Consider the following 23,570-nt stretch of genomic DNA (forward strand, 5'->3'; position numbering starts at 1 on the left):
CAATCCCGGTACACGTTACGGCACCACCGGCGCCTGTCGATCGATCGCGCCGTCGCGGCCGCGCAGGAGGGCCCTGAGCAGATATCCGGGCATGTCCGGATCGGGATGACCGAAACCATCTCGGCCTATCCGATGCCGTCACTGATGTCCGCCATCTCCCGGCGTTTCGGCAACCTCGGCGTGAGCATCGTCGAAGGCGAACGCGAAGCGATCGGGACGATGCTGCGGACGATCGCCTCGATATCGCGCTGCTGCCGGTGTCCAATGCCGCGGAAGTCGGCGACCTGAAATACGAGACGATTCTTCGTTCGCCGCGCCGGCTGGGGACCCATCCGGGGCATCCGCTGTAGGACGCCCGTCGCGTCACCCGCAAGGACGTCATGCGCGAGAACTATCTGCTGCTGGACATGGATGAGCACCTGCGAACCGTCGGGGGTAGCGCATCCAGCCGCCGCGCAATGCATACCAGTTGCCCAAAGTGGTTCTATCCTGGTCCGCTTCCGACGCCCGAAAACGCGGCAAATCCTTCCCTCGAACTGTCCCCTTGCATACCGCCTCGGGTAAATCCCTATCCCGAATCGCATTGTAAACAAAGGCTTTCCCGTTACTAAAACGCTTGCCGGGCAAGGCTTCCGGCGATTTACGCCGTGCTAATACCAGTTCGTTGACTGGTATTATGGTGGTTATATAATGCGTTCACTTTCGACGGTCCGAGATCGTCGTCCGACACGCGGAGGCACATGGAAACCGGCTGGGCCGAACTGGCGCCCGATCCCCTCGACGACACGCCGCTGTATCTGCAGCTCGCCCGCAACCTGGCGAGCGCGATTCACGCCGGCGCGTGGCGGGCCGGGGAGGCGCTGCCGTCGGAGCGGCTGCTGTCGGGGTCGGTCGGCGTGTCGCGGATCACGGCCCGCCGGGCGCTCGCGCTGCTGGTCGAGCAGGGGCTGATCAAGCGGGCGCGCGGCGCGGGCAGCTTCATCACGCCGCGTGTTGCCGATCCGCTGTCGCGTCTCGTCGGCTTCACAGCGAAGATGCAGCAGCGCGGCTTCGTGCCCGATTCGGTGTGGTTGTCGCGCAAGCTGCGCGCCGCGAGCCGCGACGAGATCACGCATCTCGGCCTCGCGCCCGGCGCGACGGTCGCGCGGCTCGAACGGCTGCGCCGCGCGGACGGCATCGTGATGGCCGTCGAGCATTCGACGCTGCCGGCCGCGGTGGTGCCCGATCCGCAGGCGCTCGGCGCGTCGCTGTACGAATACCTCGAGGCGCGCGGGATGACCGTGGTGCGCGCGCTGCAGCACTTTCGCGCGGCGAACGCGACGCACGAGATCGCGAAGTGGATGGCGGTGAAGCCGGGCTCGGCCCTGCTCGTGATCACGCGAATCGGCTACGGCGCCGACCAGCGCGCGATCGAAGTGAGCGAAACGTATTGCCGCGACGACTATTACGACTTCGTCGCCGAACTGAAACGCTGACGCGCAAGACTGCCCGCGCGCCAGGCGCGACGGAACGCAACGAAGCGCAACGGATTTGCAAATCGCGACGCGGATCTCCGCGTCACCAGATCATCAAGAGAAACGTCATGCTGACTGGAAACATCCTTACCCCCGACGGCTGGATTCACGGCTCGCTCGACACTGAGAACGGCCGCATCACCACGCTCGACGGCACGCCCGCCGATCCCTCGAAGAACGACGCGCCGTACATCCTGCCCGGCTTCATCGACCTGCACGTGCACGGCGGCGGCGGCGCCGACGTGATGGAAGGCGGCGACGCGATCGAGACGATCGCCCGCACGCATGCGCAGTTCGGCACGACGAGCCTGCTCGCGACGACGATGACCGCGCCGCGCGACGAACTGATGCAGGTCGTCGCCAATCTCGGCAGCGTCGCGCGCACCCGCACGCCCGGTGGCGCACGCGTGCTCGGCGTGCACCTCGAAGGCCCGTACATCAACCCCGGCAAGCTCGGCGCGCAGCCGGACGCGGCCGTGTCGGCCGTGCTCGACGAAGTGCTGAAGTACCTGTCGATCGCGCCGATCCGCGTCGTCACGCTCGCGCCGGAAATCGCCGGCCACATCGAGATCATCGGCGAGATGGCCGCGCGCGGCGTGCGCGTGCAGCTCGGCCACTCGCTCGCGACCTACGACGACGCCGTCGCCGCGCTCAAGCACGGCGCATGCGGCTTCACGCACCTGTTCAACGCGATGTCGCCGCTGCATCACCGCAATCCGGGCCTCGTCGGCGCGGCGCTCGCGCATGCCGAGTACGCGGAAATCATCCCCGACCTGCTGCACGTGCATCCGGGTGCGATTCGTGCGGCGCTGCGCGCGATCCCGCGCCTGTACGTCGTGACCGACAGCACGTCGGCCACCGGCATGCCCGACGGCGAATACCGGCTCGGCAGCCAGCACGTGACGAAGTGCCTCGGCGGCGTGCGGCTCGCCGACGGCACGCTCGCCGGCAGCACGCTGACGATGGACCAGGCGCTGCGCAACCTCGTGTCGCTCGGTCTGCCGATCGCCGACGTGTCGAACCGGATGTCGCGCTATGCGGCCGACTACCTCGGCATCGCCGATCGCGGCCGCCTCCAGCGCGGCGCCTGGGCCGACCTCGTCGTGTTCGATCGCGACCTGAACCTCACCGCGACCTACGTCGAAGGAGAATCGATTGTCGAATATGCTTAACGAAGCGCGCGAGTCCGCCCAGGTCGTCGCCGCGCAACTCGCCGACACCACGCGCGTCGAAGCGCTCGCCGGCCAACTGCTCGATCATCCGCCGGCCGTCGCGCTGACGGTCGCGCGCGGCAGCTCGGATCACGCCGCCAGCTATTTCGCGAGCCTGACGATGAGCCGCCTCGGCGTGCCCGTCGCGTCGCTGCCGATGTCGGTCGCGACGCTGCAGCAGGCGCCGCTGAAGGTGCAGGACCAGCTCGCGCTCGCCTTCTCCCAGTCGGGCAAGAGCCCCGATCTCGTCAACACGATGGCCGCGCTGCGCGAAGCCGGCGCGCGCACCGTCGCCGCGGTCAACGTGCTGCCGTCGCCGCTCGCCGACGCGTGCGAGCACCAGTTGCCGCTGCTGGCCGGCCCCGAGCTGTCGGTCGCCGCGACCAAGAGCTATATCGCGATGCTGTCGCTGTCCGCGCAGATCGTCGCGTACTGGCAGCGCGACGCCGCACTGATCACCGCGTTGCGCGGCCTGCCCGACGTGCTCGCGCAAGCCGGCCAGCTCGACTGGTCGCCGGCCGTCGCCGCGCTCGCGGACATCGAGCGGATGATCGTGATCGGCCGCGGCCTCGGGCTTGCAATCGCGCAGGAAGCCGCGCTGAAACTGAAGGAAACCTCCGGCATCCAGGCCGAGGCGTTCTCGAGCGCCGAAGTCCGTCACGGCCCGATGGAGCTGATCGACCGCGACTATCCGCTGCTGGTGTTCGCGCCGCCGGGGCCCGAGCAGGCCGGGCTGCTGCAGCTCGCGCAGGACATGCGCGCACGCGGCGCCGCCGTGCTGCTCGCGGCGCCTGCCGGCACGCCCGGCGCGACCTTGCCGCTGGCGCAGTCCGCCCATTCGGCGCTCGACCCGATCGCCGCCATTCTTTCGTTCTACGTGATGGCGGCGGATCTCGCCGTCGCGCGCGGCCGCAATCCCGACACGCCGCGCCACCTGAACAAAGTCACCGAAACGCACTGATAGCCGAGACAGCCGATGAGACGCGCCGAGGAGTCCCAGTTGAAGAGTTCCACCCATGATCCGATCGTCCTGCATGCCCCGCTGACCGGGCCGATCGTCGCGCTGGCCGATGTGCCCGATCCGGTGTTCTCCGGCGGGATGTTCGGCGACGGCATCGGCATCGACCCGCTCGCGGGCCGGCTCGTCGCGCCGTGCGCCGGCGTCGTGTCGCATCTCGCACGCACCGGCCATGCGCTGACCATCACGACGCCGCAGGGCGCGGAAGTGCTGCTGCACATCGGCATCGACACCGTCGAGCTGAACGGGCAGGGTTTCACCGCGCATGTCGAAGCCGGCGCGCGGGTCGCGGCGGGCGACCTGCTGATCGAGTTCGACCAGGACGCGGTCGCGCGCAGCGCGCATTCGCTGGTGTCGGTGATCGCGATCGCGAACTCCGACGCGTTCGAGGTCGTCGAGCGCGCGAGCGGTTTCGCGACCGCCGGCGAGACGCCGCTGCTGACGCTGCGCGGCAAGGGCGAAGCCGCCGCGCAGGCGGCGCAGGCCGGCGCCGCGGCGATGCACGAAGTGCGCCGCGAGCTCGTGCTGACGCAGCCGGGCGGCCTGCATGCACGCCCGGCCGCACGGGCGCGTGAATCCGTGCGTGGCATCGACGCGACGGTCGACGTGCAGTTCGACGGCCGCAAGGCGTCGATCACGAGCGTCGTGGGGCTGCTCGGCCTCGGCGCCGGTGAAGGCGCGACGATCGAACTGATCGGCCGCGGCGCGCACGCGCAGCAAGCCGTCGAAGCGGTCGAACATGAATTGCTGCGCGAAGCGCACGGCGAAGTCGAGGAGAAGCCGGCGCGGCTGCGTTCGCCGGCGCCGCAGATGGTCGTGCGCAATACCGGCGCGTCGCTCGACCCGAACACGCTCGCGGGCGTATGCGCGGCGCCCGGCATCGCGGTCGGCACGCTCGTGCGTCTCGACGATGCGGACATCGTGCCGCCCGAACAGGCGGCCGGCACGCCCGCGTCGGAAAGCCGCCGGCTCGACCAGGCGCTGAAGGCGGTCGACGCCGAACTCGACGAAACGGTGCGCAACGCGTCGGCGCGCGGCGCGGTCGGCGAGGCGGGGATCTTCGCGGTACATCGCGTGCTGCTCGAGGACCCGACGCTGGTCGACGCGGCGCGCGACCAGATCAGCCTCGGCAAGAGCGCGGGCTTCGCGTGGCGCGCGACGATCCGCGCGCAGATCGACACGCTGTCGAAGCTCGACGACGCGCTGCTCGCCGAGCGCGCGGCCGACCTGCGCGACATCGAGAAGCGCGTGCTGCGCGCACTTGGCCATACCAGCGGCGCGACGCGCGCACTGCCCGACGAGGCCGTGCTCGCCGCCGAGGAATTCACGCCGTCGGACCTGTCGTCGCTCGATCGCCAGCGCGTGACCGCGCTCGTGATGGCGCGCGGCGGCGCGACGTCGCATGCGGCGATCATCGCGCGCCAGCTCGGCATTCCGGCGCTCGTCGCGGTCGGCGACGCGCTGTACGCGATTCCGGACGGCACGCAGGTCGTCGTCGATGCGAGCGCGGGCCGTCTCGAACACGCACCGACCGCGCTCGACGTCGAGCGCGCGCGCCACGAACGCGAGCGTCTGGACGGCGTGCGCGAAGCGAACCGGCAGATGGCCGGCGCCGCCGCCGCGACCATCGACGGCCGCGCGATCGAGGTCGCCGCGAACATCGCGACGCTCGACGACGCGAACACCGCGGTCGACAACGGCGCGGACGCGATCGGCCTGCTGCGCACCGAGCTGATGTTCATCCATCGCCAGGCCGCGCCGAGCGTCGTCGAGCACCAGCAGAGCTACCAGTCGATCGTCGACGCGCTGCAGGGACGCACCGCGATCATCCGCACGCTCGACGTGGGTGCCGACAAGGAAGTCGACTACCTGACGCTGCCGCCCGAACCGAATCCGGCGCTCGGCCTGCGCGGCATCCGCCTCGCGCAGGTGCGCCCCGACTTGCTCGACGATCAGTTGCAGGGCCTGCTCGGGGTGCGGCCGTTCGGCGCGGTGCGCATCCTGCTGCCGATGGTGACGGATGCGGGCGAACTCGTGCGGCTGCGCAAGCGCATCGACGAATTCGCGCGTGCGCAGGGCCGCGCCGAGCCGATCGAGGTCGGCGCGATGATCGAGGTGCCGTCGGCGGCGCTGCTTGCCGACCAGCTCGCGCAGCACGCGGATTTCCTGTCGATCGGCACCAACGACCTCACGCAGTACACGCTCGCGATGGACCGCTGCCAGGCCGACCTGGCCGCGCAGTCCGACGGCCTGCATCCGGCCGTGCTGCGCCTGATCGACATCGCGGTGCGCGGCGCGGCGAAGCATGGCAAGTGGGTCGGCGTGTGCGGCGCGCTGGGCGGCGATCCGCTCGCGGTGCCGATCCTCATCGGCCTCGGCGTGACGGAACTGTCGGTGGATCCGGTGTCGGTGCCGGGCATCAAGGCGCGCGTGCGCCGTCTCGATTACCCGCTGTGTCGCCAGCGTGCGCAGGATCTGCTCGCACTCGACTCGGCACAGGCGGTAAGGGCAGCAAGCCGCGAGGTCTGGCCGCTCGACTGAACGTCGACGGCGGGCGCGCGACCCGTTTCACCACGAAAGCAATTCGTTCAACGACGATTCACGACGAGACATCGACTGGAGGACTGAATGGACGGGAATCCGTTTCTGAAGATACAGGGCCTGGGCCGGGCGCTGATGCTGCCGATCGCGGTGTTGCCGGTCGCCGGCATCCTGCTGCGGCTCGGGCAGCCGGATGTGTTCAACATCAAGATGATCGCCGACGCCGGCGGCGCGATCTTCGACAACCTGCCGCTGCTGTTCGCGATCGGCGTGGCGGTCGGTTTCGCGAAGGACAACAACGGCGTGGCGGCGCTCGCGGGCGCGATCGGCTACCTGATCGAAACCGCGATCATGAAGGACATCGATCCCAAGCTGAACATGGGCGTGCTGTCCGGGATCATCGCGGGCGTGGTCGCGGGGCTGCTGTACAACCGCTACAAGGACATCAAGCTGCCGGACTACCTCGCGTTCTTCGGCGGCAAGCGGTTCGTGCCGATCATCACGGGGCTCGCGTGCGTGATACTCGGCATCGTGTTCGGATACGTGTGGCAGCCGGTCCAGCATGCAATCGACGCGGCGGGCCAGTGGCTCACGACGGCGGGCGCGATCGGCGCGTTCGTGTTCGGCTTCCTGAACCGCCTGCTGCTCGTCACGGGCCTGCACCACATCATCAACTCGCTCGCATGGTTCGTGTTCGGCAACTTCACGCCGCCGGCCGGCGGCGAGATCGTGCACGGCGACCTGCACCGCTTCTTCGCGGGCGATCCGACCGCGGGCACCTTCATGGCCGGCTTCTTCCCGATCATGATGTTCGGCCTGCCGGCCGCGTGTCTCGCGATGCTGCACGAAGCGCCAAAGGAGCGCCGCGCGATGGTCGGCGGCCTGTTGTTCTCGATGGCGCTCACGTCGTTCCTGACCGGCGTGACCGAGCCGATCGAATTCAGCTTCATGTTCCTCGCGCCGGTGCTGTACGTGATCCACGCGGTGCTCACCGGGCTGTCGCTCGCGATCTGCCAGCTGCTCGGCGTGAAGCTCGGCTTCACGTTCTCGGCCGGCGCGATCGACTACATGCTGAACTACGGGCTGTCGACGAAGGGCTGGATCGCGATTCCGCTCGGCATCGCGTACGGTGTCGCGTACTACGGGCTGTTCCGCTTCTTCATCCGCAAGTTCAACATGGCGACGCCGGGCCGCGAGCCGGCCTCGGCCGATGCGGCGACCGAGTCGTTCGCATCGGGCGGTTTCGTCGCGCCGGCTGCCGGTGCCGCGGCGGCCGCGCCGCGTGCGCTGCGCTACATCGCCGCGCTTGGCGGAGCGGGCAACCTGACGGTCGTCGACGCATGCACGACGCGCCTGCGCCTGAGCGTCGTCGACCCGGAGAAGGTGTCGGAGCCTGAACTGAAGTCGATCGGCGCGCGCGGCGTGCTCAAGCGCGGCGGCAACAGCGTGCAGGTGATCATCGGGCCCGAGGCCGACATCATTGCCGACGAAATGCGTTCGGCGATCGGCAGCGGCGCGACCGGTGCCGCGGCGCCGGCCACGGCGGCGGCCGCGCAGCCGGTCACGGGCGCGGCGGCCGGCCCGCTCGATCCCGATCCGCTGCGCTGGCTCGCGGTGTTCGGCGGGGCGACCAACGTCGCAACGCTAGACGCGATCGCGACCACGCGCCTGCGTGTCGTCGTGCGCGACGCATCGGCGGTCGATCGTGAGCGCCTCGGTGCACTCGATGTCGCATGGGTGTCGCCGGATACGTTCCACATCGTCTGCGGCAACGCGGCGGCACGCTACGCTGAACAGCTCGGCGCACGTCTGCCGTCGACGGGCGGCGGCGCGGCCGCGCAACCGGCCTGATGCGCTGAGGCCGGCCCGGTCCGGGTCGCAGCGCAGCAAAACGAAAACGGCTTGCGATGTGTCGCAAGCCGTTTTTCATTGGCGGGGCGTATGCGCGATGCGTTCGTCTGCATCGCGCATCGCGCATCGAGCATCGCTCAGCCGGTCAGCCGGTCAGCCGGTCAGCCGCTCAGCGATTCACCGATCAGCGGTCAGCGGTCAGCCGCTCGACCGCTCGGCCAGTCAGCCAGCCAGCCAGCCAGCCAGCCGCTCGGCGCTCGGCGCTCACCGATCACCGATCACCGATCACCGATCACCGATCACCGATCACCGATCACCGATCACCGATCACCGATCAGCGGTCAGCCGCTCGACTCCTCGTCGACCGATCGGCCGCTCAGCCAGCCAGCCGCTCGGCCGCTCGATCGTTCACGGGTTCGTCAGCGTGAAGGTCGGCTTCCGGTAGCCGATGCCGGCCCGCTCTAGCTTCGGCAATTCGCGCTGCGTGACCAGCGTCGCGAAACCGGCCCAGTCGCGCTGCAGCGCGGCCGTGTCGACGCGGTGCGTGTCGCCGCGCTTGTAGCGCACGCCGGCCGCGTACGGCAGCTCCCAGTCGGCGCGGTGCCACGCGCGTTCGGCGAGCGCGAGCAGGCGCGGGTAGACCATGTACTCGAGGAACGTGTCGTTGCGCATCACCTCGCCCCAGGCTTGACCCTGGATGCCTTCGATGCGCGGCGCGGGGCCCGTGCCGGTCACCTCGAACGCGTTGCCGTCGCGATCGCCCATCACTTCGGCGTTCTGCGGCAGGTTCTCCGGCGCGAGCGAGAACACCTTGTACTCGTCGGTTGCCTGCGAACCCCAGTAATAGCCGCGTTCGCGCGGGTTCAGCGTGTACGGGAAGTCGAAGTACAGGTAGTCCGGCAGCGCCAGCACCGTCTGGTAGCCCTTGCCGCTCAGGTCGCGCGCGCTGTCCGACGCGCCCCAGAAGATCGTGTCCCACAGCGACACCATCACATGCCGCGTGCTGAAGTCCTGCGGCCCGCTCGCATGCTTGATGCCGTCCTGCCACGCGGCCATCGTGCCGATCCCGTTCGCGTCGACCGCCGCGCTCACCTGTTTCGCGAAGCGCGTCGGCAGCTCGTCGATCGACTTGATCTCGCCGCGCTGGAGCAGCGCCGTGCACGCGGGCGAGCGCGCCCACGGCTTGTCCTGCGCGGCGAGGTCGATGCGCCCCTTGTTCGGATCGGTGCCGTTCAACGGCTGGAAGCCGCCGCCGAGCAGGATGTTCTTCGCTTCGTCGCCGCCGTAGTGCCAGATGCGCAGCGGCGCCTGCGCGTCCGCATGCATCGCCGCGATCTCGCGGATCACCTTCGACGCGAAGTTGAGCGCGCCCGGCACGCACGGGTTCAGGTCGCTGCGCCGGTCGTAGAACTGCACCGTCGTCAGGTTCGACGTGTCCTGCGGATCGAGCAGCCGGTACGCGTTCGCGTCCTGTTCGCGGCCGGCCGCATGCAGCCGGCGGTAGCGCGCCTCCATCGACACGACGGCCGCGCGCGCGTGCGCGGGCATGTCGATTTCGGGAATCACGTCGATGAAGCGGTCGGCCGCGTAGCGCACGAGCGCGACGTAGTCGGCGCGCGTCAGGTAGCCGCCGCCCGAGCGGTCGTCGGGGCCGGAGCCGAGTTGCGGCAGCAGGCAGCGCGTCTCGCTCGGGTCGTGGCAGCGGCGCGCGCCGATGTCGGTCAGCTCGGGCAGGCCGGGAATCTCGATGCGCCAGCCTTCGTCGTCGGACAGGTGCAGGTGCAGGCGATTGAGCTTGTACGCACTCATCTGGTCGATCAGGCGGCGCAGCGTCGCCGGTTGCTTGAAGTTGCGCGCGAGATCGACGTGCATCCCGCGATGCGTGAAGCGCGGCGCATCCTCGATGAGCAGCGCCGGGATCGTGCCGCCGCCGGCCGGGGCAAGCGAGAACAGCGTCTGCACGCCGTAGTAGAGGCCGGCGCGATCGTAGCCTTCGATGAGGACGCCGCGCGGCCCGATCGCGAGCCGGTAGCCGCCCGGCGTCGCGATATCGGCCGGCAGCCGGCGCGGTGCGACCACGCCGAACACCGGCACGCGTGCGCCGTCCAGGCCGAGCGTCGTCGCGCGTTCGCGCAGCGCCGCGACCTGCGTGTCGGGCAGGTTGGCCAGCACGAGCTCGACGCCGCGCAGATCGAGCGCGCCGGGCAGCGGCTGCTCGCGCTTCACGCTCGGCAGCGCGCGGCTCGCGTCGGGCCGCGCGGCGACGGCCGGCGCGTTGCCCGTCGAGTTGTTCTGCGCGTCGGGCGGCAGCGATTCGACGTAGCGAAGCTCGTTGTCGGTGTCGTTGTAGCGGAGCACCGCGGGCGGTGCGCCGTCGACGACGACGTATGGCCGCGGAATCACGTCGCTGTAGCGCCGCACCCAGTATTCGGCGACGAACGGCAGCTCGATGCGTTCGCCGGGCGCGAGCCGTACCGATCCCGGCTGCGGCGTCAGCTCGTACAGGTCGCCGGTGAGCCGACGTAGCGCGAAACCCGGACGGTCGATTCGCAGCAGGCGGCGGATGCTGTGCAGGTAGAGTTTCCAGCCACCGTCGGCGATCGGCTGGTGGCCGCGGTTCTGCAGGAACAGGCGGCCCGTCGCGCAGGCCGCGCCGTCGGCGCCGAGGTCCGCACATGGCACGCCGGCCGCGGCCGCGTGGTTGTTGTCCACGGAGACGCGCAACGCGAGGCCATTCGACAGCAATGCCGCGAGATCGGCCGGCTGCGTGGCCGGCCGGGCGGTGCCGGCGATCGCGCCGGCGGCGGTTTGCACCGGCTCGGCGCAGGTCGCGGCCGGCAACAGCGCCGCGATCAGCAAGCCGGTCAACAGGGAGGGCAACGTGTTCTTCATTCGAACTCCTGAGAAAAAAGGGGGGCCTCGCGGCGTCGTGGGACGACGTCGCCGCGGTCGGGACTTTCAACGGAGCTGCGGGGACACCAGCGTCCGGCGCGAGGCGGTTGCGCCGGACGTATTCGGCACGCGAGTCGCGTGCGTTACGGAACGGGAGGCGGACACGCGTGCCGATCCGATCGGCGAGCGCACGTCGGCGCGTTCATCGGGAATGGGCGGCGGATGCGGCGGCGTCGACGCGTGCGTCGCCGGTGGTATCGGGGTGGTCGCGCCCGACGGCAACGGCGAGCGCCGTCACCCGGCAACCGGCCGCCGCACGCAAGCGGCGACGCGACGCGCAGGCGCGCGCCACACACAGGATTCGCATGTCTCCCCCACTCAAATGGATGCGGCCCGTTGGCGGCCGCGTCCAACGATCATATGAAACCTTTTATTGGTATTCAAGTGGTATCAATCTGGCGCTAAATTGGCATCGACCGACCGCGCGGGCACGCCGCTGTCCGGACGAAAAAAAACCTCGCATGAAGCGAGGTTCGTTCCGGACGCAGCGGTGGCGGGGCGATGGCGCGCCGCCCCCGCCCCCGCGTCAGTCGCGGCGTGCGCGCACCGGCGCTTCCTGCGGCTTTTGCCGCGCTTCGAGCCACATCGCGTTGACGATGCCGAACGACAGCGCGACGCCGATACCGAGAATCCAGCTGAAATACCACATGGTCCGACTCCTTGCGAAACGGTAGGCGAGGGCGCGTGCGCCCTCGGCCGGGTTCAATACATCGAATGTTCGTTCTCTTCGAGCGTCTGGCGCGTGACCTTGCCGCGCATCACGCGATAGACCCAGCTCGTGTAGAGCAGGACGATCGGCAGGAACACGATCACCGCGAACAGCATCACCTGCAGCGTCATGTGGCTCGACGTCGAATCCCACACGGTCAGGCTGCTGCGCGGGTCGAGCGACGACGGCATGATGAACGGGAACATCGAGAACCCCGCGGTCAGGATCACGCCGGTGATCATCAGGCCGGTGCAGAAGAACGCCGTCTTTTCCTGCCTGGAGCCGGCGAGCAGCAGCGCGAGCAGGCCGCCCGCGATCCCGACCAGCGGCGCCGCGATCATCCACGGATACTCGCCGTAGTTCGCGAGCCACAGGCCCGAGCCGGCGGCGACGTCCTTCAGCAGCGGGTTCGCGACCGTGTCGTTCGGCGCGGCGTGCGTGATGTGGAAGCCGCCGATCGTCGACGCGACCAGCACACCGGCCAGCACGAACAGCACGACCGCAACGAGCGCCGACACGCGCAGTGCGATCGACGCGCGGCGCGCGATCACGCCGTCGGTCTTCATCTTGATGAACGCGGCGCCGTGCGCGACGAGCATCGTGAGGCTGACGAGCCCGCAAAGCAGCGCGAACGGGTTCAGCAGCGCCCAGAAGCCGCCGTAGTAAGTCACCCGCAGGTCGCTGTCGAACTTGAACGGCACGCCCTGCAGCAGGTTGCCGAACGCGACGCCGAACACCAGCGCCGGCACGAAGCCGCCGACGAACAGGCCCCAGTCCCAGCCCGCGCGCCAGCGCGGGTCGGGCCGCTTGCTGCGATAGTCGAAGCCGACCGGCCGGAAGAACAGCGCGAACAGCACGAGCAGCATCGCGAAGTAGAAGCCGGAGAACGACGCGGCGTAGACGAGCGGCCATGCGGCGAACATCGCGCCGCCGGCCGTGATCAGCCACACCTGGTTGCCTTCCCACGTCGCGCCGACCGTGTTGACGATGATGCGGCGCTCGTCGTCGGTCTTGCCGAGGAACGGCAGCAGCGCGGTCGCGCCCATGTCGAAGCCGTCGGTGACGGCGAAGCCGATCAGCAGCACGCCGACGAGCAGCCACCAGATCAGCTTGAGAGTTGCATAGTCCATAGCGATTCCTTGTTCGGTTGCGAGGGCGTGCTCAAACCGCGGCCCGCTCGCCGGCAGCGGCGAGTTCGTGGTGATAGCGGCCGGTATGCAGCGACGACGGGCCGAGGCGCGCGTACTTGAACATCAGCTTGATCTCGATGACGAACAGCGCGGTGTAGAACAGGATGAAGCCGGCGAGACTCAGGTACAGGTCGCTCGGCTGCAGGCTCGACGCGGACAGGTGCGTCGGCAGCACGCCGGCGATCGTCCACGGCTGGCGGCCGAGCTCGGCGACGATCCAGCCGAATTCGATCGCGATCCACGGCAGCGGGATCGCCCACACCGCGTAGCGGAGGAACCACCGGCGGTTGTCCTGCAGCAACTCGCGGCGCGCGCAGAACCAGAACGCGGCAACGAACGTCGCGACGAACAGGAAGCCGAGGGCCACCATGATCCGGAACGAGAAGAACACGGGCGCGACCGGCGGGATCGTCTTCTTCGCGGCGGCCTTGATCTGCTCGGGCGTCGCGTCCGTCACGTTCGGCGTGAACTGCTTGAGCATCAACCCGTAGCCGAGATACTGCTTGTGCTGGTCGAACAACGCGCGGGTCGCCTCGCTCGTGTCGCCCTGCTTGATCTTCTGCAGCGCGCCGTACGCGACCATCCCGCTCTGGATGTGCTCCTCGCTGAGCTTCGCGAGCTCGCGCAGGCCGATCACGGGCTCGTCGATCGAGCGCGTCGCGATCAGGCCGAGCGCGTACGGGATCTTGATCGCGTAGTCGGTGCGCTGTTCCTCCTGGTTCGGAATGCCGATCAGCGTGAACGGGGCCGGCGCGGGCGCCGTTTCCCATTCGGATTCGATCGCGGCGAGCTTCATCTTCTGCACTTCGCCGGTCGTATAGCCCGATTCGTCGCCGAGCACGATCACGCAGAGCGTCGCCGCGAGGCCGAAGCCGGCCGCGACCGCGAACGAGCGCAGCGCGAAGTCGACGTCGCGCTTCTTCAGCAGGTACCACGACGACACGCCGAGCACGAACATCGCCGCCGACACGTAGCCGGCCGACACGGTGTGCACGAACTTCACCTGCGCGACCGGGTTGAACAGCACGTCGAACAGGCTCGTCATCTCCATGCGCATCGTCTGGTAGTTGAACTCCGCGCCGACCGGATTGTTCATCCAGCCGTTCGCGACGAGAATCCACAGCGCGGACAGGTTGGAGCCCAGCGCGACGAGGAACGTGACCATCAGGTGCTTGACCTTCGACAGGCGGTTCCAGCCGAAGAAGAACAGACCGACGAACGTCGATTCGAGGAAGAACGCCATCAGGCCTTCCACCGCGAGCGGCACGCCGAAGATGTCGCCGACGTAGTGCGAGTAGTACGACCAGTTCGTGCCGAACTGGAATTCGAGCGTGATGCCGGTCGTCACGCCCATCGCGAAGTTGATCCCGAACAGCTTGCCCCAGAACTGGGTCATGTCCTTGTAGACCTGCTTGCCGGTCATCACGTAGACGGCTTCCATGATGACGAGCAGCCAGGACAGGCCGAGCGTCAGCGGCACGAACAGGAAGTGGTAGAGCGCCGTGATGCCGAACTGTAGACGTGACAGATCGACGACTTCGCTACTTATCATGGTGGTCTCCCTCGGTAGATGCAGGAGCCGGCACCGAGAGCAGCTTCTCGGCGACGACGGCAGGCGGCAGCGACATGTGCTTGGCCTGCGGATGATTGAAGAATGCGTATTTGAGCGACATCAGGAGGATCAGCTTGACGATCAGCACCAGCGTGATGTCGCGCATGAGGGTCGGGCCGCGCGCCCATGCGGCGATGCGCGCGCGCCAGCCGATCGTGCCGGCGGCCTGCGGGGGAGGCGGCGCCGGCTGTTTGTTGATCGAGATCAAGGCGATTATCCTGAATCGATTTGCGTTGGTTTTGGGGCGACTTTACGTCGGATTTATGACGGCACTTAAGCTGTTTTAATCCTTTTAAGCCGACATGCCAATTTTAAAGCGCCGGCTTTCCGCTGCCGAGTGCCGCGCTGCGGCAGACCGTCGCGAATTGCGGGCCAAAACTTGAGGTAGATCAACGGTATGCGGATGAGGCCGGAATCCGTCGGAAAGCCGGTCGATAAGGTCGACTAATTGGCGAAGCGACGCAGGAAACGACGGACGAAAAAAAACCGCTGCCGGTCGGGCAGCGGTTTTGGGTGAAGCGTTCTAAATCGCGGATTTACGCGTATTCGGCGAGGGCGGTGCGCATCTTCTTCATGGCGCTCGCTTCGATCTGGCGGATGCGTTCCGCCGACACGCCGAATTCGGCCGCGAGATCGTGCAGCGTCGAGCCGCCCGCGCCGTCGTCGTCGACATTCAGCCAGCGCGCCTCGATGATCCGGCGGCTGCGTGCGTCGAGCGCCTCGAGCGCCTGCGCGATGCCGTCCGTCTGCAGCATGTCGCGCTGACGCGCGGCGAGCACGGCGCTCGGCTCGTTGTGCGAATCGGCCAGGTAGGCGATCGGCGCATACGACTCCTCGCCGTCGTCCACTTGGCCCTCGAGCGCGATGTCGCCGCCCGACAGGCGCGTTTCCATCTCGGTCACGTCTTCGCGCTTGACGTTGAGCTCCTGCGCGAGGCCGTCGATTTCCTCGGGCGTCATCGCCTGCATGCTCTTCTTGTGGCTGCGCAGGTTGAAGAACAGCTTGCGCTGCGCCTTCGTCGTCGCGACCTTCACCATCCGCCAGTTGCGCAGGATGTACTCGTGGATCTCGGCCTTGATCCAGTGGATCGCGTACGACACCAGGCGCACGTTTTGCGTCGGGTCGAAACGCTTCACCGCCTTCATCAGGCCGATGTTGCCTTCCTGGATCAGGTCGCCGTGCGGCAGGCCGTAGCCGAGATAGTTGCGCGCGATCGACACGACGAGCCGCAGGTGCGACAGCACGAGGCGGCGGGCCGAGTCGAGGTTGTTGTCTTCGCGGAATTCGGTCGCGTAGCGGCGTTCTTCCTCGGCGGTCAGCAACGGGATCCGGTTGACGGCCTGGATGTACGCGTCGATGTTGCCAAGCTGGCCCGGCAACATCGAATGAGTTGCGAGCGCCAGCGAGCCTGCCGATTCGGCCTTAGCCGGCGTCGGGCTCAGGGTGTTCGGAAGGGTCAGGGCGTGGCTCACTAAAAAACTCCTTTGGAATCAGGGACAAACCCTGGTCTCGGATGACATTCCGGGGACCATCTTAGCACTCCCGTAATCTGAGTGCTAACCCTTAGAGGGCGCGTGGGCATCCGAGTTCCCCGTTTTTCTATCGGACTTGTCGAGTCGATAGTCTAATTTGCGGCCGGGGACCCGGGTGGAAGTTCCGTAAACCGTTGTTTCTGAGGGTAATCAGTAGACGTTTTCGATTTTTGTAGTTTTGGAAGCAAACAATTTCGCTTCGTGATGCCGATTCGAAAAGTCCTTTACCATACCATTCAGTTCGCTTCGGGCCGGCTGCTGCGCACGGCTCCATTCAACACGCAAAGTTGGAGTGTCAGATGAACAATAAGAAGAATGGTCGGTCCCGTTGCCGGCTTACCCTGCATGCGCTACTGGCCGCGTCACTGCTGGGCGGATCGGGGGCCGCGTTCGCTGACCGCTGGGGGATCCAGGCGGGCGGCGGTTTTTCCGATCGCCGCGGGATCGACAAGGCCGATCTCGCCGTGGTGTGGGATCCGGGCTGGAACTGGTGGGAAATCGGCGGCTGGCACTTCGCGTTCGTGATGGAAGGCCACGTCGGCTACTGGCATACGGGCGGCAACGTTCACGCCAATCTCGGGGAGTTCGGCGCGACGCCGATGTTCCGTTTCATCAAGAGCGCGGGCCAGGTTCGCCCGTTCATCGAGGCCGGCGCCGGCATCCGGTTCCTGACTCACCCGACGATCTCGAACAATCTGTCGCTGTCGACATCCTTCCAGTTCGCGGACGTGGTCGGTGTCGGCGCGCAGTTTGGAGCACGCCAACAGTATCAGCTCGGTTACCGTTTTCAACATGTGTCTAACGCGGGTATCAAAGAGCCGAATCCTGGTATAAATTTCCACCAGTTCTACGTGCAGTACAACTTCTGATCCGCACGCCCGCGCACGGCGGGCGCGTTGCCGAGGAGTCAGGCGATGACGAAGGTGGTCGATGCGATTCGCGCACTCGAGCGCGATCGGTTCCGGGCGATGGTCGACGGGGACGGCGAGGCGCTCGACGCGCAGTTGTCGGACAAGGTGTTCTTCGTGCACACCAACGGCAAACGCGAAACCAAGCGGCAGTTCATCGACGCAATCGTCGCCGGCCGCCGTCGCTATCGCCAGATCGAAATCCAGTCGCAGGAGCTGCTGCCCGTCGGCGACGCCACGTGCGTCGTCACCGGGCGCGCGCTGATCGAGATGGAAACGAACAACGGCGGGCTGGTGTTTCCGATCGCCTATACGGCCGTCCACACCCACGAGCAGGGCCGCTGGCGCCTGCTGGCGTGGCAGGCGACGCGGTGCGCGACCGAGACATGAGCGCGCGTGGCGCTCCTTTTCATGTCCCGACCGAAGCGGCCTCCTGGGCCGCTTTTTGCTGACCCGTGCGGCGCGGATCGCGCGGCGCACGGGCGGTCACGCCCCGCTCCCTGACGTTCGAACCCTGAAGCGAAACCCGGTGCTCAGGCCGCCGCGCGTCGGTCGGCGCAATGCCAGGCCGAGCGGTTGATCGCGCTGACGACCGCGTCGAGCGCGGCGCTCGCCGGATCGGCGTGTACCCCGACGCCATGCCGCAGCGGCGCATCGCCGATCCGGCAGCCGACCGATACCGCGATCCTGCCGTCCGTCGTGCGCGCGTGTTCGCACGACGCGACGTCGATCGTCGCGCCGGCCGCCGTCGCGAAGGCCGCGGCCATCCGTTGCACGGCGTCTTCGGGCGTCGCGTCGGCCGGCGGCGCGACCGCGATGTCGCGGTTCTGCCAGCGCGCGGCGTCACCGTGGCGCGCGGCCGGGCCGGCGGTCTCGAAGAATTCGCGGGCGAACAGCGCGCAGATCGCATCGCCGGTCACTTCCTCGCCGGACGCGTCGGCGAGCGTCTGCACCGCGTGGCTGAACTCGATCTGCACGCGGCGCGTCGGCGTGAAGCCCATCCCGCGTTCGAGCAGGAACGTCGCGCCGCCCTTGCCGGACTGGCTGTTCACGCGGATCACCGCGTCGTAGCTGCGGCCGAGGTCGGCCGGGTCGATCGGCAGGTACGGCACTTCCCACACGGCGTCGGGCCGCTGCTGCGCGAAACCCTTGCGGATCGCATCCTGGTGCGAGCCGGAGAACGCGGTGAACACGAGGTCGCCCGCGTACGGATGGCGCGGATGCACCGGAATCTGGTTGCAGCGCTCGACCACGCGGCGCACCGCGTCGATGTCGGAGAAATCGAGGCCCGGGTCGATGCCCTGCGTGTAGAGGTTCAGCGCGAGCGTGACGAGATCGACGTTGCCGGTGCGCTCGCCGTTGCCGAACAGGCAGCCCTCGATGCGGTCGGCGCCCGCGAGCAGTGCGAGTTCGGCGGCCGCGACCGCGGTGCCGCGATCGTTGTGCGGATGCACGGACAGCACGATGCTGTCGCGATACGCGAGATTGCGGTCCATCCACTCGATCTGGTCGGCGAACACGTTCGGGCTCGCGGCTTCGACGGTCGCCGGCAGGTTGACGATCATCTTGTGATCGCGGGTCGGCCGCCATGCCTGCGCGACCGCGTCGCACACTTCGCGCGCGAACGTCAGTTCGGTCATGCTGAACGTTTCCGGCGAGTACTGGTAGGTCCAGTGCGTGTCCGGACGGGCCGCCGCATGTTCCTTGATGACGCGCGTGCCGTCGACGGCGAGTGCCTTCACGTCGTCCTTCGACATCCCGAACACGATGCGACGGAACGACGGGCAGATCGCGTTGTACAGGTGCACGATGGCGCGCGGCACGCCTTCGAGCGCGTCGAAGGTGCGTGCGATCAGGTCTTCGCGCGACTGCACGAGCACTTCGATCGTCACGTCGTCGGGGATGCGCTTGTCGTCGATCAGCTTGCGGACGAAATCGAAGTCGGTTTGCGACGCCGACGGAAAACCGACTTCGATCTCCTTGAAACCGATCGCAACCAGCATGTCGAAGAATTCCAGCTTCTGCTCGATGCTCATCGGCTCGATCAGCGACTGGTTGCCGTCGCGCAGGTCGGTGCTCATCCAGACCGGCGCACGCTCGATGGTGCGGGTCGGCCAGCGGCGGCCATTGAGGCGGACGGGTTCGAACGGACGGTACTTGTCTTGCGGGTTGCGCTTCATCTTCTGGACCTCGGGTCTCGAGTCGCGAGCGAAGACGGGCGGCGAGGGCGACGGTTGGCGCTGCCTCGCACCGTGGCGCCGGAAACGGCGCCGCGGATGCGGATGATCTTCGCGAATCGACCGACGGATAGACGGACGAATGCTGACGACTTCGGGTTGTAAAAACTGCGAGAAGGGTGCTGCGAGGAACTGCTGGAGGGACCGTGCGGACAGCACACGGCGCTACGAGAGCCTTAGGCTAGTCGTAGCGATAGCGACCGCGCTAGGCGGCCGGAGGTAATTCGGAGGGTGTTCGGAAAGGAACGCATGGCGACAACTCTATGCCAGGATGCGTGCGCGTGTCAAATGGTCGGTTCAAAGGTCGGCGCGAAAGAGGGCCGACCCGGATACCGTTCACGCTGCGGTCACGGTGCGGTCCGCACGATCCGCACGATCGTCGCGACCTGCCGCGCGAGCGCGTCGGGCACGGGGATTTCGCCGCGCAGCACGGCGTCCGTCCAGGCGGCCGTCGTCGCCGCGTCGCGCGATTCGGGCAGCACGACGGGCGGCGCGTCGGTCGACGAGCGCTCGGCCTCGATCAGCGTGTCGCACACGCCATCGTGCAGCCAGTCGACCTGCACCTGGCGCCGCGTGTCGGCCGCCGCTTCGCCTTCGGTGCCGCGCGCGAGCAGCGCACCGCCGAGCGCGGCGTCCGGATGATCGCGGAACAGTTGCGCGAGGCTCTCGCGGTACGGCGGATGCGTGTAGTTGACGAGCCGCAGCCCGGGCGGCGCGAACGGCTGCAGGATCTTCACCAGCGTGTGCGTGGAGTTGCGCACGCCGAGCACGCCGCGCATCGCCAACAGGTGCGCGATGCGCGGCGCCAGCGCATCGATCGGCGCGAACGCGACGCGGCGCTCGGCGAGCGTGTCCTCGATCGCGTCGTGCGACGTCGACGGCGCGATCGACAGCACCGAGAAGATCTCCGCGCTCGTCACGCGGCCGGGATCGCGCTCGACGCCGTGCACGAGCACCGGCACGCCTTCGCGCGCGAGCAGCAGCGCGAGCAGCGGCACCAGGTTCGGCTGCTTGCGCGCGCCGTTGTAGCTCGGAATCGACACCGGGCGGAACGCGGCATCCTGCACGTGCACGGGTTCGAACGACGCCTGCGCGGCGGCGAGCATCGCGGCCAGTTCGTCGGCGCTTTCACCCTTCAGGCGATAGGCGATCAGGATCGCGCCGAGTTCGACGTCCGACACGCGGCCATCGAGCATCGCGCGATAGAGCTCGAACGTGTCTTCGGCGGATAGCGCGCGTGCGCCGTGCGGGCCGCGGCCGATTTCCTTGATGAAGCGGGCGCAAGGGAACGGCGAGGCTGCGGGGTCGTGGGGAGCGGTCATCGGGCGTGGGGCGGGCGGCCGGCATCGGGCCGCGCGGTGAACGGTCAGGAATGCCCCGAGTATCGCATGCGCGCGGCTCGCCCAAGGGCGGCCGCGCGCGTCGGCACCGCGCGGCGCGCTAAACTCGGGTTCCCGGCGGGGCCCTGCGCTTGCCGTCGCCGGCCGAATACGACTACGAGAGACATCCCATGAAGCTCTACAGCTATTTCCGCAGTTCCGCGTCGTACCGCGTGCGGATCGCCCTGAACCTGAAGCGGCTGCCGTACGAAACGGTCCCCGTGCACATGCTGCGCGACGGCGGCGAGCAACTGAAGGACGCCTACCGCGCGGTGAATCCGGATGCGGTCGTGCCGACGCTGATCGACGGCGATGCCACGCTGCAGCAATCGCTCGCGATCATCGAATATCTCGAGGAAATGCATCCCGAACCTGCGCTGCTGCCGAAGCAGCCGGGTGACCGCGCGTATGTGCGGGCGATCGCGCTGCAGGTCGCGTGCGAGATCCATCCGCTGAACAACCTGCGCGTGCTGAAGTACCTGAAGCACACGCTGAAGGTGCCGGAGGAAGCGAAGAACGAGTGGTACCGGCACTGGATCGAGGCGGGTTTCGCGTCGCTCGAGACGCGCCTCGCGAATGATCCGCGTACCGGCAAGCTTTGCTTCGGCGACACGCCGACGCTCGCGGATATCTGCATCGTGCCGCAGGTGTTCAACGCGAACCGTTTCTCGATCGATACGACGCGCTTCCCGACGATCCAGCGGGTGGCCGATTATGCGTCGACGCTCGACGCGTTCAAGGCCGCCGAGCCCGGCGTGCAGCCCGACGCCGAGTGACGCGGTGACGCCGAGCGATGTCGCGGCCGCGGCTGGCGGTTTCCGGCGCGCATGAAAAAGGGCGCCCGAAGGCGCCCCGTGCGGTGCGGCCGGCGGCGTTCAGTCGAGTAGCGCGTCCGCGAATTCCACGGCGCTGAACGGCTGCAGGTCCTCGACCTTCTCGCCGACGCCGATGAAGTAGACGGGCACCGGGCGCTGCCGCGCGATCGCGGCGAGGATCCCGCCCTTGGCGGTGCCGTCGAGCTTCGTGACGATCAGGCCCGTGAGGCCGAGCGCGTCGTCGAAGGCCTTCACCTGCGTGAGCGCGTTCTGGCCGGTGTTCGCGTCGATCACGAGCAGCACCTCGTGCGGCGCGCCGTCGTGCGCCTTCGAGATCACGCGCTTCACCTTCTTCAGCTCTTCCATCAGGTGCAGCTGCGTCGGCAGGCGGCCGGCCGTGTCGGCCATCATCACGTCGATCTTGCGCGCGCGCGCGGCGCTGACCGCGTCGAAGATCACCGCGGCCGGGTCGCCGCTTTCCTGCTGGACGACCGTCACGTTGTTGCGTTCGCCCCAGACCGCCAGCTGTTCGCGCGCGGCCGCGCGGAACGTGTCGCCCGCTGCCAGCAGCACCGACTGGTCGAAGCTCTGCAGATGCTTTGCGAGCTTGCCGATGCTGGTGGTCTTGCCCGCGCCGTTCACGCCCGTGATCATCATCACGAGCGGCTGCGCGCGGCCGAGCATCAGCGATTTCTCGAGCGGCTTCAGCAGTTCGACGAGCAGGTCGTGCAGCGCGCTCTTCACCTGCTGCGGATCGGTCAGCCGCCCCGTTCGCACTTTCTCGCGCAGCGCACCGAGCAGGTACTCGGTCGCATCGACGCCGGCGTCGGACATCAGCAGCGCGGCCTCGAGTTCTTCGTACAGATCCTCGTCGATCTTCGTGTTGACGAACACGCCGGTGATGCTCGAACCCGTCTTCGCGAGCCCCGTTTTCAGGCGGGTGAGCCACGATTTTTTCGCGGAGGCGTCCTGCGTCGGCGGCGGCACGATCTCGACCGCTTCGACGACGTCGTCGCTGCCGTCGTTGGTCGGCGTGACCGTCATCACGACGGCCGGCGCTGCCGGTTGCGGTTGCGGTTGCGCGGGGGCGGGCGGTGCTTCGATCGCCTGACGGGCATCGGGGGCGGGCGCGTCGGACGGCTCGTCCGGTTGCAGCGCGTCGGCCGACTGCGATTCCGTGGAGTCGGACTCCTGCGTTTTCTTGAATCGTTTGAAGAAGCTGAACATGGTCTGACGTCGGGAAGAGGGCGGGCGCCGCGAGGTGGAGCGCGGCAGGGGCTGTCGGGCGTGCGCACGGCGGCCGAAACCGTGCATTTTATCAGTGCGGCGAGGCACTCGCGTCAGCCGGTGCCGCCGCTGTGGTAACGTGCGCCTGTTTGGCGGTGCGCCCCCGTGCACACCCGGTCCCTCCGTCGTCGATATTCCGTATGTCCCGTTCCTCTTCCGGCCGCCCGGCGGCCCCTTCCGGCCGCGGCAAGCCGCACACGATCCGCATCATCGGCGGTGACTGGAAACGCACGCCGCTCGCCGTGCTCGATCTCGACGGCCTGCGGCCGACGCCCGATCGCGTGCGCGAGACGCTGTTCAACTGGCTCGGCCAGGATCTCGACGGCCGGCGCTGCCTCGACCTGTTCGCGGGCACCGGCGCGCTCGGGTTCGAGGCCGCGTCGCGCGGCGCGACGAGCGTCGTGATGGTCGAGCGCCACCCGCGCGCGGCGCAGCAGCTGCGTGCGATCAAGGACAAGCTCGGCGCGCGCTCGGTCGAGGTCGCGGAAGCCGACGCGCTGCGGCTCGCGGCCGGGCTGACCCCGGGCGCGTTCGACGTCGTGTTCCTCGATCCGCCGTTCGGCGAGCCGGCCGTGCTCGATCGCGTGATCGCGCTGGCGGCGCCGCTCGTCGCGCCGGATGGCTTGCTCTACGTCGAGACGGCGGCGGAACTCGACCCGGCCGCGCACGAAGCGCTCGCCGGCTGGCAGGTGGTAAAGCACGGCAAGGCCGGTGCGGTTCACTACCATTTGCTGCAGCGCGAAAATGATGAATAATGCGCGTTCCATACGAGGCGGCGCGCCGGAAAGGCGACGCATGCCCATCTCGGCAGTGG

At 68.0% G+C, this 23,570-nt stretch carries 19 protein-coding genes; 10 read left to right on the plus strand and 9 right to left on the minus strand.

Features of this window, described 5'->3' with window-relative positions; translation table 11 throughout:
- Positions 1 to 105 precede the first annotated feature (105 nt).
- The 6 genes from SB786_RS11550 to nagE all read left to right on the plus strand — a co-directional run bounded on the left by SB786_RS11550 (position 106) and on the right by nagE (position 8,135).
- The gene (locus SB786_RS11550) at positions 106 to 288 is read left to right on the plus strand and encodes a hypothetical protein (protein ID WP_410727572.1); all 183 of its coding nucleotides are present in this window, start codon (positions 106 to 108) and stop codon (positions 286 to 288) included.
- A gap of 452 nt (positions 289 to 740) precedes the next feature.
- Entirely contained in the window at positions 741 to 1,475 is a 735-nt protein-coding gene (locus SB786_RS11555; RefSeq protein ID WP_410727573.1) for a GntR family transcriptional regulator, read from the plus strand.
- Between the two features lie 107 nt (positions 1,476 to 1,582).
- Positions 1,583 to 2,686: an N-acetylglucosamine-6-phosphate deacetylase gene (nagA, locus tag SB786_RS11560; protein WP_410727574.1), complete on the plus strand. Its 1,104-nt coding sequence runs from the start codon at positions 1,583 to 1,585 to the stop codon at positions 2,684 to 2,686.
- Positions 2,679 to 3,686 carry an SIS domain-containing protein gene (locus SB786_RS11565; protein ID WP_228907650.1) on the plus strand — a complete coding sequence of 336 codons (1,008 nt, stop codon included), beginning with the start codon at positions 2,679 to 2,681 and terminating at the stop codon, positions 3,684 to 3,686. Before nagA ends, SB786_RS11565 begins: the two co-directional genes overlap by 8 nt.
- A gap of 15 nt (positions 3,687 to 3,701) precedes the next feature.
- Complete coding sequence (gene ptsP / locus SB786_RS11570) at positions 3,702 to 6,284, plus strand: phosphoenolpyruvate--protein phosphotransferase (RefSeq protein ID WP_410727575.1); 2,583 nt, start codon at positions 3,702 to 3,704, stop codon at positions 6,282 to 6,284.
- Between the two features lie 87 nt (positions 6,285 to 6,371).
- Complete coding sequence (gene nagE, locus SB786_RS11575; protein ID WP_410727576.1) at positions 6,372 to 8,135, plus strand: N-acetylglucosamine-specific PTS transporter subunit IIBC; 1,764 nt, start codon at positions 6,372 to 6,374, stop codon at positions 8,133 to 8,135.
- 408 nt (positions 8,136 to 8,543) lie between these two features.
- Here the strand turns inward: nagE and SB786_RS11580 are convergent, their stop codons facing one another.
- The 6 genes from SB786_RS11580 to rpoH all read right to left on the minus strand — a co-directional run bounded on the left by SB786_RS11580 (position 8,544) and on the right by rpoH (position 16,070).
- Positions 8,544 to 11,027: a family 20 glycosylhydrolase gene (locus SB786_RS11580; protein WP_410727577.1), complete on the minus strand. Its 2,484-nt coding sequence runs from the start codon at positions 11,025 to 11,027 to the stop codon at positions 8,544 to 8,546.
- 586 nt (positions 11,028 to 11,613) lie between these two features.
- Positions 11,614 to 11,736, minus strand: coding sequence for a cytochrome bd-I oxidase subunit CydX (cydX, locus tag SB786_RS11585; protein ID WP_006483737.1), 123 nt, complete (start codon positions 11,734 to 11,736; stop codon positions 11,614 to 11,616).
- A 53-nt stretch (positions 11,737 to 11,789) separates the two neighbouring features.
- Positions 11,790 to 12,926 carry a cytochrome d ubiquinol oxidase subunit II gene (gene cydB / locus SB786_RS11590; protein WP_410727578.1) on the minus strand — a complete coding sequence of 379 codons (1,137 nt, stop codon included), beginning with the start codon at positions 12,924 to 12,926 and terminating at the stop codon, positions 11,790 to 11,792.
- 31 nt (positions 12,927 to 12,957) lie between these two features.
- Positions 12,958 to 14,538: a cytochrome ubiquinol oxidase subunit I gene (locus SB786_RS11595; RefSeq protein WP_410727579.1), complete on the minus strand. Its 1,581-nt coding sequence runs from the start codon at positions 14,536 to 14,538 to the stop codon at positions 12,958 to 12,960.
- On the minus strand, positions 14,528 to 14,806 hold the full coding sequence (gene cydP, locus SB786_RS11600) for a cytochrome oxidase putative small subunit CydP (RefSeq protein ID WP_410727580.1): 279 nt from the start codon (positions 14,804 to 14,806) through the stop codon (positions 14,528 to 14,530). The genes SB786_RS11595 and cydP overlap by 11 nt, the downstream gene beginning before the upstream one ends.
- 328 nt (positions 14,807 to 15,134) lie before the next feature.
- Positions 15,135 to 16,070 carry an RNA polymerase sigma factor RpoH gene (gene rpoH, locus SB786_RS11605; protein ID WP_410727581.1) on the minus strand — a complete coding sequence of 312 codons (936 nt, stop codon included), beginning with the start codon at positions 16,068 to 16,070 and terminating at the stop codon, positions 15,135 to 15,137.
- A 359-nt stretch (positions 16,071 to 16,429) separates the two neighbouring features.
- Between rpoH and SB786_RS11610 the strand changes: the two genes are divergently transcribed.
- Complete coding sequence (locus SB786_RS11610; protein WP_410727582.1) at positions 16,430 to 16,999, plus strand: acyloxyacyl hydrolase; 570 nt, start codon at positions 16,430 to 16,432, stop codon at positions 16,997 to 16,999.
- Positions 17,000 to 17,044: 45 nt separating this feature from the next.
- The gene (locus SB786_RS11615) at positions 17,045 to 17,428 is read left to right on the plus strand and encodes a nuclear transport factor 2 family protein (RefSeq protein ID WP_410727584.1); all 384 of its coding nucleotides are present in this window, start codon (positions 17,045 to 17,047) and stop codon (positions 17,426 to 17,428) included.
- Positions 17,429 to 17,571: 143 nt separating this feature from the next.
- Here SB786_RS11615 and leuA read toward each other — a convergent pair whose 3' ends face one another.
- Both leuA and ybiB read right to left on the minus strand, forming a co-directional pair.
- Positions 17,572 to 19,218, minus strand: coding sequence for a 2-isopropylmalate synthase (gene leuA / locus SB786_RS11620; protein WP_410727585.1), 1,647 nt, complete (start codon positions 19,216 to 19,218; stop codon positions 17,572 to 17,574).
- 404 nt (positions 19,219 to 19,622) lie between these two features.
- Positions 19,623 to 20,597: a DNA-binding protein YbiB gene (gene ybiB, locus SB786_RS11625; protein ID WP_410727587.1), complete on the minus strand. Its 975-nt coding sequence runs from the start codon at positions 20,595 to 20,597 to the stop codon at positions 19,623 to 19,625.
- Positions 20,598 to 20,785: 188 nt separating this feature from the next.
- Here ybiB and maiA point away from each other — a divergent pair, with 188 nt between their 5' ends.
- Entirely contained in the window at positions 20,786 to 21,430 is a 645-nt protein-coding gene (gene maiA / locus SB786_RS11630) for a maleylacetoacetate isomerase (protein ID WP_410727588.1), read from the plus strand.
- A gap of 99 nt (positions 21,431 to 21,529) precedes the next feature.
- Here maiA and ftsY read toward each other — a convergent pair whose 3' ends face one another.
- Positions 21,530 to 22,696, minus strand: a complete 1,167-nt coding sequence (gene ftsY, locus SB786_RS11635; protein ID WP_410727589.1) for a signal recognition particle-docking protein FtsY — start codon at positions 22,694 to 22,696, stop codon at positions 21,530 to 21,532.
- 200 nt (positions 22,697 to 22,896) lie between these two features.
- Here ftsY and rsmD point away from each other — a divergent pair, with 200 nt between their 5' ends.
- The gene (rsmD, locus tag SB786_RS11640; RefSeq protein WP_410727590.1) at positions 22,897 to 23,511 is read left to right on the plus strand and encodes a 16S rRNA (guanine(966)-N(2))-methyltransferase RsmD; all 615 of its coding nucleotides are present in this window, start codon (positions 22,897 to 22,899) and stop codon (positions 23,509 to 23,511) included.
- Positions 23,512 to 23,570 lie beyond the last annotated feature (59 nt).

The organism is Burkholderia sp. SIMBA_062, from assembly GCF_046534765.1.
In the GTDB taxonomy this organism is placed as follows: domain Bacteria; phylum Pseudomonadota; class Gammaproteobacteria; order Burkholderiales; family Burkholderiaceae; genus Burkholderia; species Burkholderia ambifaria.

Excerpts from the sequence above, each read along its gene's own strand:
- SB786_RS11550 (WP_410727572.1), top strand. The coding sequence starts at position 106 with ATGACCGAAACCATCTCGGCCTATCCGATGCCGTCACTGATGTCCGCC.
- SB786_RS11555 (WP_410727573.1), top strand. The coding sequence starts at position 741 with ATGGAAACCGGCTGGGCCGAACTGGCGCCCGATCCCCTCGACGACACG.
- nagA (WP_410727574.1), top strand. The coding sequence starts at position 1,583 with ATGCTGACTGGAAACATCCTTACCCCCGACGGCTGGATTCACGGCTCG.
- SB786_RS11565 (WP_228907650.1), top strand. The coding sequence starts at position 2,679 with ATGCTTAACGAAGCGCGCGAGTCCGCCCAGGTCGTCGCCGCGCAACTC.
- ptsP (WP_410727575.1), top strand. The coding sequence starts at position 3,702 with ATGAGACGCGCCGAGGAGTCCCAGTTGAAGAGTTCCACCCATGATCCG.
- nagE (WP_410727576.1), top strand. The coding sequence starts at position 6,372 with ATGGACGGGAATCCGTTTCTGAAGATACAGGGCCTGGGCCGGGCGCTG.
- SB786_RS11580 (WP_410727577.1), bottom strand. The coding sequence starts at position 11,027 with ATGAAGAACACGTTGCCCTCCCTGTTGACCGGCTTGCTGATCGCGGCG.
- cydX (WP_006483737.1), bottom strand. The coding sequence starts at position 11,736 with ATGTGGTATTTCAGCTGGATTCTCGGTATCGGCGTCGCGCTGTCGTTC.
- cydB (WP_410727578.1), bottom strand. The coding sequence starts at position 12,926 with ATGGACTATGCAACTCTCAAGCTGATCTGGTGGCTGCTCGTCGGCGTG.
- SB786_RS11595 (WP_410727579.1), bottom strand. The coding sequence starts at position 14,538 with ATGATAAGTAGCGAAGTCGTCGATCTGTCACGTCTACAGTTCGGCATC.
- SB786_RS11610 (WP_410727582.1), top strand. The coding sequence starts at position 16,430 with ATGAACAATAAGAAGAATGGTCGGTCCCGTTGCCGGCTTACCCTGCAT.
- SB786_RS11615 (WP_410727584.1), top strand. The coding sequence starts at position 17,045 with ATGACGAAGGTGGTCGATGCGATTCGCGCACTCGAGCGCGATCGGTTC.
- leuA (WP_410727585.1), bottom strand. The coding sequence starts at position 19,218 with ATGAAGCGCAACCCGCAAGACAAGTACCGTCCGTTCGAACCCGTCCGC.
- ybiB (WP_410727587.1), bottom strand. The coding sequence starts at position 20,597 with ATGACCGCTCCCCACGACCCCGCAGCCTCGCCGTTCCCTTGCGCCCGC.
- maiA (WP_410727588.1), top strand. The coding sequence starts at position 20,786 with ATGAAGCTCTACAGCTATTTCCGCAGTTCCGCGTCGTACCGCGTGCGG.
- ftsY (WP_410727589.1), bottom strand. The coding sequence starts at position 22,696 with ATGTTCAGCTTCTTCAAACGATTCAAGAAAACGCAGGAGTCCGACTCC.
- rsmD (WP_410727590.1), top strand. The coding sequence starts at position 22,897 with ATGTCCCGTTCCTCTTCCGGCCGCCCGGCGGCCCCTTCCGGCCGCGGC.